At 48.9% G+C, this 12,472-nt stretch carries 13 protein-coding genes; 3 read left to right on the top strand and 10 right to left on the bottom strand.

Annotation, left to right across the window (positions count from 1 at the left end):
- Nucleotides 1-134: 134 nt before the first annotated feature.
- Nucleotides 135-2,849: a DNA-directed DNA polymerase gene (locus tag PV02_RS00815; RefSeq protein ID WP_256621426.1), complete on the top strand. Its 2,715-nt coding sequence runs from the start codon at nt 135-137 to the stop codon at nt 2,847-2,849.
- Nucleotides 2,850-2,886: 37 nt separating this feature from the next.
- Here the strand turns inward: PV02_RS00815 and phoU are convergent, their stop codons facing one another.
- Genes phoU through PV02_RS00840 form a run of 5 tightly spaced genes read right to left on the bottom strand, consistent with a single transcriptional unit; the run spans nt 2,887 to nt 7,048 of the window.
- Nucleotides 2,887-3,537, bottom strand: coding sequence for a phosphate signaling complex protein PhoU (gene phoU / locus PV02_RS00820; RefSeq protein ID WP_256621427.1), 651 nt, complete (start codon nt 3,535-3,537; stop codon nt 2,887-2,889).
- A gap of 3 nt (nt 3,538-3,540) precedes the next feature.
- Nucleotides 3,541-4,311: a phosphate ABC transporter ATP-binding protein PstB gene (gene pstB / locus PV02_RS00825; protein WP_256621428.1), complete on the bottom strand. Its 771-nt coding sequence runs from the start codon at nt 4,309-4,311 to the stop codon at nt 3,541-3,543.
- Nucleotides 4,312-4,367: 56 nt separating this feature from the next.
- Nucleotides 4,368-5,225: a phosphate ABC transporter permease PstA gene (pstA, locus tag PV02_RS00830; protein ID WP_256621429.1), complete on the bottom strand. Its 858-nt coding sequence runs from the start codon at nt 5,223-5,225 to the stop codon at nt 4,368-4,370.
- A gap of 4 nt (nt 5,226-5,229) precedes the next feature.
- Nucleotides 5,230-6,117 (bottom strand): phosphate ABC transporter permease subunit PstC, encoded by an 888-nt coding sequence (gene pstC / locus PV02_RS00835; protein ID WP_256621430.1) that lies wholly within the window; start codon nt 6,115-6,117, stop codon nt 5,230-5,232.
- A gap of 37 nt (nt 6,118-6,154) precedes the next feature.
- Entirely contained in the window at nt 6,155-7,048 is an 894-nt protein-coding gene (locus PV02_RS00840) for a PstS family phosphate ABC transporter substrate-binding protein (RefSeq protein ID WP_425438337.1), read from the bottom strand.
- Nucleotides 7,049-7,303: 255 nt separating this feature from the next.
- Here PV02_RS00840 and PV02_RS00845 point away from each other — a divergent pair, with 255 nt between their 5' ends.
- Both PV02_RS00845 and PV02_RS00850 read left to right on the top strand, forming a co-directional pair.
- The gene (locus PV02_RS00845; protein ID WP_256621431.1) at nt 7,304-8,704 is read left to right on the top strand and encodes a dihydroorotase; all 1,401 of its coding nucleotides are present in this window, start codon (nt 7,304-7,306) and stop codon (nt 8,702-8,704) included.
- A 76-nt stretch (nt 8,705-8,780) separates the two neighbouring features.
- Complete coding sequence (locus PV02_RS00850) at nt 8,781-9,689, top strand: RAD55 family ATPase (protein WP_256621432.1); 909 nt, start codon at nt 8,781-8,783, stop codon at nt 9,687-9,689.
- Here the strand turns inward: PV02_RS00850 and PV02_RS00855 are convergent.
- The 5 genes from PV02_RS00855 to PV02_RS00875 form a co-directional block, all read right to left on the bottom strand.
- Nucleotides 9,675-10,367 (bottom strand): DUF1614 domain-containing protein, encoded by a 693-nt coding sequence (locus PV02_RS00855; RefSeq protein ID WP_256621434.1) that lies wholly within the window; start codon nt 10,365-10,367, stop codon nt 9,675-9,677. The two genes, PV02_RS00850 and PV02_RS00855, sit on opposite strands and share 15 nt — an antisense overlap.
- 64 nt (nt 10,368-10,431) lie before the next feature.
- Nucleotides 10,432-10,968, bottom strand: coding sequence for a KH domain-containing protein (locus tag PV02_RS00860; protein ID WP_256621435.1), 537 nt, complete (start codon nt 10,966-10,968; stop codon nt 10,432-10,434).
- Nucleotides 10,969-11,006: 38 nt separating this feature from the next.
- Entirely contained in the window at nt 11,007-11,804 is a 798-nt protein-coding gene (locus PV02_RS00865) for a serine protein kinase RIO (protein WP_256621436.1), read from the bottom strand.
- A gap of 5 nt (nt 11,805-11,809) precedes the next feature.
- A complete protein-coding gene (eif1A, locus tag PV02_RS00870) occupies nt 11,810-12,133 on the bottom strand; it encodes a translation initiation factor eIF-1A (RefSeq protein WP_256621446.1) in 324 nt (107 codons plus the stop codon).
- 127 nt (nt 12,134-12,260) lie between these two features.
- On the bottom strand, nt 12,261-12,472 hold a 212-nt coding region (locus tag PV02_RS00875), incomplete at its 5' end, for a hypothetical protein (protein ID WP_256621437.1).

Here is a 12,472-nt window from a genome sequence, read left to right on the forward strand (position 1 = left end):
CCCCAAATAACCAGTTGGAGTTTTATCCGGCCTTATAGATATACTTGTTCTTACTCTCGGGAAGGCAGTTCCGGAGTATGCCGGTCAGGCATTAAAACAAAACATATATGAATAGTACCACCATAAGGGAAGCCATGAATTTTCAGATACTGGACGCTGATTATGTCCGTGAGGACAAGGGACCCGTCATCCGGCTTTTCGGGAGAGGAGAGGATGGCAGGAGCGTCTGTTGTTTTGTACCTGGTTTTGAGCCCTATTTCTATGTGAACACTAAAAGCGACCCCGGATCTGCCGGTGAGTTGCTCAAAGAGCGCTTTTCCTCCGCGATAAAGAAAGTGGAGATCGTTAATAAATTCGAGCCTGTAGGCTACCAAGTGTCTCCGAAGCCCATGCTCAAGGTGACCACCTACGATCCCGGGAACGTTCCCGAGATACGCGATGAGATAGCAGGCATCCCTGCTGTCAAGGAGATATACGAGACGGATATCCTCTTCAGGAACCGCTTCCTCATTGACCGTGAACTGCACGGCATGGGCTGGATTTCAGTTGAGCCCTCTTCCGATAGTTCCCCGGACCAGAGACTTTATTGTGACGACGTCATCACAGCCTCTTCCATAGAGGAGATCGAGAAACTTTCAAACGCCCCTCTGAAGTATCTTGCATTCGATATAGAATGCCTGCCTCTGGGCGGGTCTTTGCCCATGCCCGAGACATCTCCCATAATCATGGTCAGCCTTTCCTTCAGCCCTGCCTTTGAGGGTTATGGCTCCCTTGTGCTGGTCTCAAAGCCTGTAGAAGGAGTAAGCGATAATGTGGAGACCTTTGCCAGTGAAGCCGATATGCTCAACCGCTTCTTCGAAGTGTTCCAGCAGTACGATCCAGACATTGTCGGTGGCTACAACATACTGGACTTCGATATTCCCTATATTGTCGACAGGGTAAGCATCCTCAACGATCCTGTGAATACGGTCAGGCCGGTAACAGGCAGGGACGGCAGGCTGCTCAGTTACCGTAAGATAGGGACCCGCACCATGGTCTCCATGCCCGGGAGGGTAGTTGTGGATGCGCTGCCTCTTATCCGCAGCCAGTTCAGTCTGAAGCGATACACGCTCCGCAACGTGGCAAAGGAACTCCTTGATATGGAGAAACTGGACATCGCCCCCTCCGAGATGGAAGAGCACTGGGAAGACTCCGGGGAAAAGATACTGCGTTTCATCGATTACGCCCAGCGTGACTCCGAGCTTGCCCTGGAACTGTTCATGAGGCTCAGGCTGCTGGACAAGTATATTGCGGTGTCCCAGGTAAGCGGTTCCCTGCTGCAGGAGGTTGTCGACGGCGGCCAGACCTCCATGGTGGATAACCTGTTGCTCAGGGAATATGGCAAACGGGATCGCGTAATTCCTCCCAAGCCCTCCGATGATGAGGTAGGCTTCAGGAACCTCAGCAGTGAAGGTCTCAAAGGCGGTGAGGTCCTCGAGCCAAAGAAAGGGCTTATCGAGAACATCATCATAATGGACTACAAGTCACTTTATCCGACCATAATGATGGCGCATAACCTCTGCTATACCACCGTTGTGGAAAAGGACCGCCCGCAGGGAGAGACCATAAAGCCTCCTTCGGGAGGGGAATTCGTATCTGCGGAAATCTTCAAGGGCGTCATGCCGACTATCCTGGAGAATCTCCTGAACCGGAGAATAGAGACCAAGAAGCGCATGAAGGGTGCCTCCAGTGAGGAAGAGCATCGGGTGCTCGATGCAACCCAGCTTGCACTGAAGATCCTGCTTAACAGTTTCTACGGGTATTCAGGTTATACAAGAGCAAGGCTTTACAGTCTCCCGCTTGCCAATGCAGTTACGAGTTTCGGCAGGGAGAATATCATTAATACACGGGCCATCATCAATGGACAGATCAACAAGGTCGTATTGAGGGACAGCAAGGTTCTCTTCACAGAGGAAGTGGATGTTCCCCGGGCAGGCGACAGGACAGTCTCACTTTCAGTTGTGTACGGGGATACAGACAGTGTTTTCGTCCAGTGCACTTCAAAGACTCCCATATCCCTCGATGATGCAGGCCTTGTGGGCAGCAGGATCGCAGATACGGTTTCAGCCTCACTGCCTGACCCGATGGAACTTGAATTCGAATCCATAGCAAGGAGAGGCATCTTCCTGGCCAAGAAGAGATATGCAATATGGGTCTTTGAACGCGCAGGAAATGAATGGAAGGATTCCATCAAGGTCAAAGGCATGGAAACTGTCCGGAGGGACTGGTGTGAGCTTACATCCAAGACGCTTAACCGTGTCCTGGAGTTGATCCTTAAGGAAGGTAATGTTGAGGCGGCAGTTTCCCACGTACGCCAGGTGGTGGACCGCGTGAGGAATATCGATGTGCGCAAGGACAAGGATATAATCGACGACCTTACCATGACACGCATGTTCTCGAAGAATGCCTCCCGCTATAAGAACAAGCAGCCCCATCTCACTGTTGTTGAAAAGATAGAGGAGCGGACAGGTGCCCCGCCAGCTGTCGGTGAACGTATTCCCTTTGTCATTACGGCAGGCAAAGACCTTTTCGTCAACCGTGCAGAGGACCCGGAATATGTCAGGGAGCACAACATACCTATCGACGTAGATTACTATATCAAGAAACAGGTGCTTCCGCCCGTAGAGAGGATACTGGATGCCTTTGGGGTTGACATCTCCAACCTCGATTATGACTCCAAACAAAAAGGCCTGTTCGATTTCTCTGACAGGCCAAGGGAACCGGCGGTCAACAACAGGAAGAAGAGAGAGGAAAAGCCCTCAGGCAGTTCCCCTTCTGCAAGATCGCAGAGCTCCCTGTTTGATTTCTAGGCCTTGCGCCCCTTTTCTTTTTTACACGATCCCGTGTCTAATTCAGATCCACTCTCTCGCCTGAGGCCATGTAGACCACGCTCTCGCAGATGTTGCACGCATGGTCACCTATGCGCTCCAGGTAGCGTATGACAAACAGCAGGTAAGATGCATTGTTTATCATGGACTTGTCATCACTCATCATTTCGATAAGCTCCCTCTGGGTCTCATAGAAGAGCCTGTCGATCTTGTCGTCTTCCTTAGCCGTTGCTCTGGCGAGCTTCTCGTCCAGTGTGTCAAAAGCCTTCATGGACCGCCTGAGCATTTCCTGCCCCAGTTCTGCCATCCTGAAGATGTTTTCCGGAGCTTGTGTATGTCCTTCCTCAAGGCATCTGGTCCCTTTGGCAATGTCCACTGCATTATCGCTCATTCTCTCAAGGTCAAGCGATATCTTGAAGCAGGATGTCACAAATCTCATATCTCCGGCTGTCGGGCTCTCGCGTGCGATAAGCTGGGAAACGCACTTTTCTATCTTCAGATCGTAACCATCGATCTCCTTATCTCTGCCAATGACCTCCTCTGCAAGCCCGATATCCCTTGAACCTAATGCCCTCACGGAATCTGTGACCAGCTTATGCGATTTCTCTCCCATTTCCATCACGTTCTTCTTGAGAACATCCAGACTGTGCTGGTAGTGTGTACGTGTCATATTTCACCCAAACCTTCCTGTAATATAATCTTCAGTTTCTCTTTTCTGCGGGCTCTCGAATATCTGCTCCGTTCTTCCGAACTCTATCAGGTCGCCAAGTAGGAAGAATGCCGTATAATCGGAAATCCTGGCAGCTTGTTGCATATTATGAGTAACTATTACAATAGTGTATTGCTTTTTAAGCTCCAGTATAAGGTCCTCTATCTTGTTAGTGGATATGGGATCGAGCGCACTGCATGGTTCGTCAAAGAGTATGACTTCCGGTTTCACTGCAAGGGTCCTTGCGATGCAGAGCCTCTGCTGCTGGCCGCCGCTGAGGTCAAGGGCTGAGGTGTTCAGCCTGCCGGAAACCTCGTCCCAGAGAGCACCGGATCTGAGTGCATATTCTACAATGCCGTCTATTTCTTTTCTGGGAGCGCCATGTATGCGGGGCCCGTATGCAACGTTGTCATGTATTGACATGGGGAAAGGATTAGGTTTCTGGAACACCATTCCTACCTTTTTTCTCAGGTCCACAACATCCACTGCCTTGCTGTATATGTCCTCTCCGTTGATATTCACATTACCTTCTATCCTGCAGTTTGGGATAAGGTCGTTCATCCTGTTGAGACACCTCAGGAATGTGGATTTACCACAGCCCGAAGGCCCGATAAAGGCTGTTACGCTGTTCTTAGGTATATCTATAGATATGTCATGCAGCGCATGGTTTGTGCCGTACCAGAGGTTGAGCCCTCTGACCTCTATCTCCGTATCGCTTGTAAAATCATCTGTCACAAATGTTACCTCTGGATCAGTTTATTATCAGTTGGTACTGCTTATGGGATTGATCTTCACCTGTGCATTTTCTTCCTGTAATGGTTTCGTATGGCTATGGCAAAAACGTTGACTCCGAGTACGATTATCATGAGTACCAGTGCCGTACCGTACTGGATGGGTCTTGTCTGTGCTATGTTTGTGCCCGCGGTGGCAAGCACGAACAGGTGGTAAGGCAACGCCATGAACTGCGAGAAAACCGAATCAGGCAGTCTTGGAAGGAAGTATGCTGCGCCGGTTAGCAGTATCGGTGCCGTTTCTCCGGCAACCCTGCCCACGCTTAATATGGCTCCCGTCACCATACCCGGGATTGCTACGGGCAGTACGACCCTGCGGATAGTCTGCCACTTCGTCACACCCAGGGCAAGTGAAGCTTCACGGTATTCCCTGGGGACGGTGATAAGGGCTTCCTGGCTTGACCTTATTATCACCGGCAGGATCATCAATGCAAGTGTAAGGGATGCTGCAAGTATGGAGGGTCCGAAACCGAGGTACTTTACAAACATGGCAAGCCCGAACAGGCCAAACACTACTGAAGGTGTTCCTGCAAGGTTGCTTATAGCCATCTCAATGGTCCATGTGACCTTTCCGGGCCTTGCATACTCGTTCAGGTAGATCGCTGCAAGGATTCCCAGGGGGAGCGCGAACGCCATTGAAACTATTATCAGGTAAATGGTTCCTACTATTGCAGGATAGATGCCTCCTGCTGTCATTCTTTTAGCCGGCATGCTTGTCAGGAACTCCAGGCTGAGCGCACTGTAACCATTGGCTACAATATAATACAGAATGATGAGTACAAACAGCACCACAAGTCCCATGGCCATCCGCAAGAGAGTGAAAGCTATTTTTTCATTTGTCTTTGCATTTGAGAGCATATTATCACAATTTGAACCTGTACCTGTCCTTGATATGGCCGGCTACTATGTTGATCAAGAAAGTGGTTATGAATAGCACGGATCCCACTGCAAAGAGTGCGTGGAAGTGTTCGCTTCCCTGGGGGACCTCTCCCATCTCAAGCGCAATAGTAGCTGTCATAGTTCTTACAGGTTCGAACAGGCCGGAGGGGAATCCTGGCATTATGGCAGTGTTCCCTGTAACCATCATTACTACCATGGTCTCACCGATCGCACGTCCTATGCCAAGCATCACTGCAGCCGATATTCCTGAAAGTGCCGCTGGAACTGTTACCTTGTGGATGGTCTGCCATCTTGTGGACCCGAGGGCAAGGGATCCTTCCTTTATGGACCGTGGGACGGAACTGATAGCGTCCTCCGATATGGAGATGATCGTGGGCAGCGCCATTATTCCCAGCATTATGGATCCTGTAAGTGCGGTCTGTCCGGTACTAAGGTCAAGAGCATCCTGGACCAGGGGAACAAGCACGACAAGACCGAAGAAGCCAAAAACTACTGAAGGGATGCCTGCAAGTACCTCTGTTAAAGGTTTCAGTACGCCAGCAACCCTGGGGCCGGCAAGCTCGGACATGTATATTGCTGCTGCTATTCCGAGAGGTACTGCAAACAGGATCGCTCCCACTGTCACCAGGATCGAACCGAAAAGCAGGGGCTGAAGTCCGAAGCGGGGATATGAGGATGTGGGGTACCAGCTTTTCTCGGTCAGGAAACTACTGAAGGAATAATCTTTAAAAAGCAGGATTCCATCCCGGAATAAAAATAAACAGAGAAGGAAAAGGGCAAGGACTGCCGCTGCTGCTGAAATAAAGAGCAGCGACTCAATACCTTTTTCCGTTCCATATCTCTTGAACATCTGCTATCCTTATTTGTAAATTCAGCTTGTGACCTCTTCAGTTGGCTGCAGGGAAGTATCCGATCTCGGAAACTATTGCCTGGCCTGTTGGGCTCAGGACAAAGTCTATGAATTCCTTGACTGCTCCCTGTGGCTCACCGTTCGTATAATAGTAGAGCGGTCTTGAGAGGGGGTAGTCTCCACTGAGGATGTTCTCTTCAGTTGCTTCAACGAAGCCTTCTCCTCCGTCAAGTGTGACTGCCTTTACGCTATCATCAAGGTATGCGAAGCCTATGTAGCCGATCGCTCCTTTGTTCCTTGATACTTCCTGGACTATTCCTCCTGTAGCAGGCTGTGCCAGTGCGTCAGGGCGGTATTCCCTGTCCACGAGTATCTCTTCCTTGAAGTACTCGTAAGTACCGGAGCTGCTGTCACGGGTAATGACCGCTATTGGGCGATCCTCTCCGCCAACTTCTTTCCAGTTGCTGATATTACCGTCGTATATTCCCTGAAGCTGCTCATAGGTCAGCTGTGAGACGGGATTGTTCGGGTTTACAACGACTGCGATCCCGTCCCATGCGATGGTGTGCTCTACCGGGTTAACTCCTCTCTGCTGGGCTTTCTGTATCTCTGAGTCCTTTATTTCCCTTGATGCCATTGCTATCGGGACCTCGCCGTCAATGAGAGCGGTAAACCCAACTCCTGAACCTCCTCCAATGACCGATACTCTTACGTTCTGATTCTCCATCATGAAATCCTCAGCTTCTGCCTGGGAGAGCGGCAGTACCGTATCTGATCCCTTTACTGTTATGCTTGAAGAGCTTGCATCCTGAACACCTGCAGTGTCGTCAGTTGCTCCGCGGTCCGTACATCCGATACCCACGAAAACCAGTGCCATGAGCAGGAATACAATGAAAAATGCAGAAATGGCCTTTAACATTCCTTTTGACATTTAGTAATTCACCTTTCAGTTTACTTTCCCTATACTTTCTTTAGTTGACAGTTGACCTACACGGATATTATACATAACGCTTATGTATTTACTATATATATTTCACGATTTAATCCTCTAGGTATATATTTAGAATATAGTGTCTATTGGGTATATATATTATATGTAGTAATTTTCACATTGGTCGGGATTTCTTGAATTCATACGTCGAATCTATCAGAACATGCATATATGCTGAAGAATATAAATGGTGTTATGCCTGATATTCTCATTAAGGACACAAGGGTTTTCTTCAATAATTATCTTCAGCCAGCAGATGTACTTATCCGCAACGGCAAGATCGCAAAGATCGGAAAGCAGATCGACCTCCAGAGACTGGATCAGGTCATCGATGCGGAAGGTTGCCTGACCCTGCCCGCGGGTATCGACGTACATGTGCACTTCCGGGAACCCGGACTGACGCAGAAGGAGGACTGGTATACAGGTTCCTGTTCCGCGGCTGCCGGGGGTATTACAACCGTCCTTGAACATCCAAACACTATCCCTCCCACCATCAACAGAAGGTCCTTTAAGGAGAAGCTCAAGATGGCTAGGCGCAAGTCCATCATCGATTTCGGGATATACGGGGGAGTGACAGGGAATGTTGAGAAACTTGCGGAATTGTGGGAGCTTGGAGCCTTTGCATTCGGGGAGATATTCATGGCCCAGTCCACGGGCGAACTGAACATTAGTGAACAAACCCTGGATGAGGCATTGTCTGTCATTGCATGTCTTGATGCCATGGCATGCATCCATGCGGAGGATGAGGCCACAAGACTGGAATGTGAGGCTCACCTGAAAAGCGATTTCTCGCCACAGTCACACTCCCGGGCCAGGCCCAATCTGTGTGAGGCACTTGCTGTTGAGAAGGCTATCAAGCTTGTGAAGAAGAACCGGACAAGATCTCACTTCTGTCATATAAGTGCTCTGGAGACCGTAGGCCTCCTGCGCAAGGAAAAGTATGTTGCACAGAGCCAGTCTTCTTCCCTGGGGATCACTTCGGAGGTCACCCCCCATCATCTCTTCCTCTCCACGGGGGACTGGGACCGCCTTGGCACTTTCGGGAAGATGAACCCTCCTCTGAGGGGCAGGCATGATGTGAAGGCACTGATGAACGCGCTCAACGATGGCACAATTGATATGGTCGCATCCGACCACGCTCCTCATACGGAGGCTGAGAAGGAGACTGATATCAAGAAGGCGCCATCAGGTGTTCCGGGTGTCGAGACACTGCTGCCTTTGATGCTGGTAGCTGTTAAGAGGAACCTTCTGCCACTGGAAAGGATGATCGATGTAACAAGCAGGAATCCTGCCCGTGTATTTGGCTTTGACCGTCACTCAAAGGGTACTTTTGCCGAAGGATATGATGCGGATCTGGTAATCGTGGATACGCGAAAGTCAAGCACGATAAAGGGTGATCGTCTGCACAGTAAGGCAGGGTGGACACCTTATGAAGGTATGGAAGGTATATTTCCCGAGTATACTATTGCAAGGGGAGAAATTGTCTGGGACGGAGAAATCGTTGCAAGCCGCGGCAGGGGCAGCTTCCTTCCGGGAAGGGGCCTTGTGGCAGTTGATGAAGATGATGAAAATGGCGATATCGACGATGACCTGTGAACATAATAATTTAATTATGTAGGTATAACCATAACATTTTAAATATATAATGCGTTATTATGTACATGGTGGTGTGATGAAAACAAAATTCCCCATTCATACTACATTAAGTGCTGATGCTATCAAAGTCCTTGATAGGTATGAAAAAGAACTTGGCGCAAAAAATGTGGTGCTTGAAAAAGCACTTCTGAACCTTGATGCTACCCGCTTCAAGGCTAAACTGGATACCCAGAACATCGACAGGATCATCAAGCGTATAAGTACCGGCATTCCCGGGCTTGATGATTTCCTTGAGGGTGGCTTCCCTAAAGGATTTGCTGTCATTGTCACAGGTCCTCCCGGTACAGGGAAGACAACTTTCTCGATGCAGTTCCTGATGGAAGGTGTGAAGAATGGGGAAAGATGCATCTTCTTCTCTTTCGAGGAAAGAGCCCAGCAGCTGGTGCAGCATTTTACCAGGTTTGGCTGGGATGTCGGGAAGTTCATTGACGATGGCTACCTGGAGATATTCGGTATCTCCATGCTGACCTCAGAAGAAATGATAGAGATAATCGATTCTCATAAGCCTGACCGGGTTGTCTTTGACTCGCTGAATGTTTTCACCGCACCGGGTGATTTCAGAACTTCCACTTCGTGGAGGGGACTTCACAGACTCCTGAAAAAGAATATGGTCACCTCCCTGCTGATCACTGAAAAGACCCACGGCATCGAAAAGAAGCAATTCGACGATTTCGATTTCCTTGGTGACGGTGTCATATTCCTGGACTTCATCCAGACCAATGATATTGACACCACTCCTATGCCTGTCATGGCCATACAGAAAATGAGGGCTACCCGTGTGGATCATACGCCGCAGCCTTTCAGATTCACTAATTCCGGCATAGCAAAATACCGTGCATTGAACCTGCCGCCAACCGTACTGCAGGCAAAGATGGAGAAGCGCAGGGCTGAGAGGACGGGTTCATCCTCCTCAGGTGAAATATGAAATCAGGCTTGCGATAAGAACTGTTATATAGACAGCCTTAAAACTCCCGGCACCGCCTATGTTCAGGTAGGCACTGCCGTACTTTTCCTTATTGAATGTCACTGTAAGGGCAATGACGCCAAGCAGTATTCCTGCCATCCCTGCAATGAATGTTATTGATGCTGCTTCCTGGGGCGCGACCAGCAGTGCAAAGGGGACAGGCAGTATTCCCGTGTATTCCGGAACCACAATCCCGACACCGTTGACGATGCTGGACAGGAGGGTGACTGCGACTATGATTATCAGCATGATCTCAAGAGCCGTCACATCCGGCTGTGTGAACATCAGGTAGATCATGGCTATCGCAGGGATCAAAAAGCCTCCCAGGTTGAGCGTTATCGTGGTGTCAAAAACCCGTTCTTTGCCGATGCTGAGCTCTTTTACGAGGGGGACGGCATATATCTCTTCCATCACGGGCGCGAATCTGGAAAGCTGCTCGTTCTTCACTGAACGCATGGTTGCGACAGGTATCTCTACGAAAGACCCTGCAAGCATCAGAACAAGTATGGCCATCAGCCAGAAGGATGATATGCTTCCGATGGACAGGCTTTGGTTGTAACACAGGGCTGCAATGGGCAGCAATATCAGTACAAAGATTGCGTACATCTTTATTTCGGACCTGGTAAGATAGCCTCTCATGTGTGCACCGGTATTATATCATCCTGACTGATTTAAATATTTTTCCTGTAATGTAACTGTCTTATCAGTAATAGTCCATCCTCGACTGGAGGAGCTCTTGCCTCTTCTTTTCCAGGAAACTGTAAACACTGCCGTGAGATGCCCCGTTGATCAGCATCTCTATGGATGTCCTTGCTATCTGGTTCTGTTCAGGTCCGCCTATAATGCTCACGGTCTTGCCGTAAACGGAGATCTTGACTCCGATAAGCCTTTCCGTGATCTCTCTTGTCTTTCCTCCTTTGCCGATTATGCGGCCCTTCAGGCGGAGAAGGTCTTTCTGGCTGTCGGTGATCTTTGAGAGATCTATCACTTCAAGCATGAGCAGGTCGTCATCGAGCATGCCTATGGTCTTTTCAGGATTGAACCCTCTTGCAATGGCATTCACTACTTCCGTAGCCCTCATTGCTCCCACTGGCTCCTCTCCCGGGATTATTTCCACCACTCCATTCTCGCTGTCGATGTCAAGCTCAGCACCGGATTTGCTTTCAATGAGCTGCTTAACACTGCCCTTTGGGCCTATAATGGCACCAATTCTGTCCTTGGGAACTTTAACGTGTGTCATAATGAATCTACCATGTATGTTTATAATGCTCTGTTTTATTATTGACCCTTCTCTTTTATCTCGCGAATGGTCGAATAGAGCTTTTCGGGATCTGCATCGATTCCGTATTTTTTAAAATAGCGTATTATGTTCTCGATATCCCTTCGCAGGAATTCCTGTGATTTGGGATGCTCAAGAGTGACTGACTGCCCCATGTCTATAAAGATGGGTTCCTGCGTGTGCGGGTCAACAAGGATATTGTATTCGCTCAGGTCGCCGTGCACGAGGTTAGCCTTTGTGTAAAGTAGTTCTATGTACTTGCTGATCGTATCAAAAAAAGCTCTGGCATTCTCTTTATTAACGCCTGCCTCTTTTAACTGGGGGTATGATCTTTCGCCCTCTCCCATGAATTCCATGACAAGTACGTTGCGTTCGGAGATGATTGGGACAGGCACCTTTACTCCTGCCTCTATGGCGCGTTCCAGATTGCGATGCTCTTTCTTTGTCCAGGCAAAGATGATATCGCGCTTGGAATGTCTTACATTGCGGAACCTGGGGTCTCCCAGTATATATTCCTCCATGGAGTTGAACGTGCTTGAGGATATCCTGTATATCTTGACTGCCAGGTTCCTGTCCTCTCCCTCCGCGAGGAACACGTTTGCTTCTTTCCCGGTGCTGATGGACCCTCCCAGAGCTTTTATTATGCCTTTGTTGGAGATGGTGTACAGGGTCTTGAGAGTTGCGTCGTCAAATACATTCTCGATTACTTTAAGCGCATTGCTGTCTTTGCGCCTTACGCGCATCTCGTCGACCTGTGTGTCGATCCGCTCAACTTTCCGGGTTACTTCTTTTTTCATAAGGGTTAGCCTTTAAGGTATCCTTTCCGCTCCAGCCAGTTCACCTGCGGACGTGTATATTTCCAGATGACGTCTGCCTTTTCATCCTGGAAGTCCCATGGTACTGCTATAACAATATCTCCTTCGCGTATCCATGTCTTCTTTTTCATGGAGCCGGGTATCCTGCCCATTCTCACCACACCGTCCATGCATCTGAGCTTTACTCTGTTTGCCCCAAGCATGTTCTCTACTATCGCAAGCACTTCTTTGTTCTCTTTGCGTGGGGTCCTGACCCTGGTAATTGTGTTTTCAGGGTTCTCCTCGGTGTCATTTCTTCTCTGCAGTGATATTCCTCTCTTAGATTAGTTTGATTATTCTCGGATTTGAGTACTGCTATAGTATCATTCGTTGTTAAATGTTGCGTACATGCTCCCGTTTTTTTGAGTTATGGCATAGTATGCTTTTCCAATTAATTGGCTACGTTAGATTTATATCCTTTTTTGTATATCTAGCTCCTCCTGCAAAAGCAGCATAAATAAAGCATCCTGGATGGTGCTTATTTCCGGCTGTATGCAGTGACGGGATGGCGCTCCGTAACATTGATATAGGATTAAAACCAATAGTTAAAATCCTCGTAGAAATGTGGCGAAATAGCGCCGGATTGTCGCGCAAGGCTTTCAATATTCGCC

The sequence above is a fragment of the Methanolobus chelungpuianus genome (assembly GCF_024500045.1).
Taxonomy (GTDB): Archaea; Halobacteriota; Methanosarcinia; order Methanosarcinales; family Methanosarcinaceae; genus Methanolobus; species Methanolobus chelungpuianus.

Bases quoted from the DNA above. Each gene is read 5' to 3' on its own strand.
- PV02_RS00840 (WP_425438337.1), bottom strand. From the start codon at position 7,048: ATGTCAAAAGGAATGTTAAAGGCCATTTCTGCATTTTTCATTGTATTC.
- pstA (WP_256621429.1), bottom strand. From the start codon at position 5,225: ATGCTCTCAAATGCAAAGACAAATGAAAAAATAGCTTTCACTCTCTTG.
- PV02_RS00850 (WP_256621432.1), top strand. From the start codon at position 8,781: ATGAAAACAAAATTCCCCATTCATACTACATTAAGTGCTGATGCTATC.
- pstC (WP_256621430.1), bottom strand. From the start codon at position 6,117: ATGTTCAAGAGATATGGAACGGAAAAAGGTATTGAGTCGCTGCTCTTT.
- PV02_RS00815 (WP_256621426.1), top strand. From the start codon at position 135: ATGAATTTTCAGATACTGGACGCTGATTATGTCCGTGAGGACAAGGGA.
- PV02_RS00855 (WP_256621434.1), bottom strand. From the start codon at position 10,367: ATGAGAGGCTATCTTACCAGGTCCGAAATAAAGATGTACGCAATCTTT.
- PV02_RS00845 (WP_256621431.1), top strand. From the start codon at position 7,304: ATGCCTGATATTCTCATTAAGGACACAAGGGTTTTCTTCAATAATTAT.
- PV02_RS00865 (WP_256621436.1), bottom strand. From the start codon at position 11,804: ATGAAAAAAGAAGTAACCCGGAAAGTTGAGCGGATCGACACACAGGTC.
- PV02_RS00860 (WP_256621435.1), bottom strand. From the start codon at position 10,968: ATGACACACGTTAAAGTTCCCAAGGACAGAATTGGTGCCATTATAGGC.
- phoU (WP_256621427.1), bottom strand. From the start codon at position 3,537: ATGACACGTACACACTACCAGCACAGTCTGGATGTTCTCAAGAAGAAC.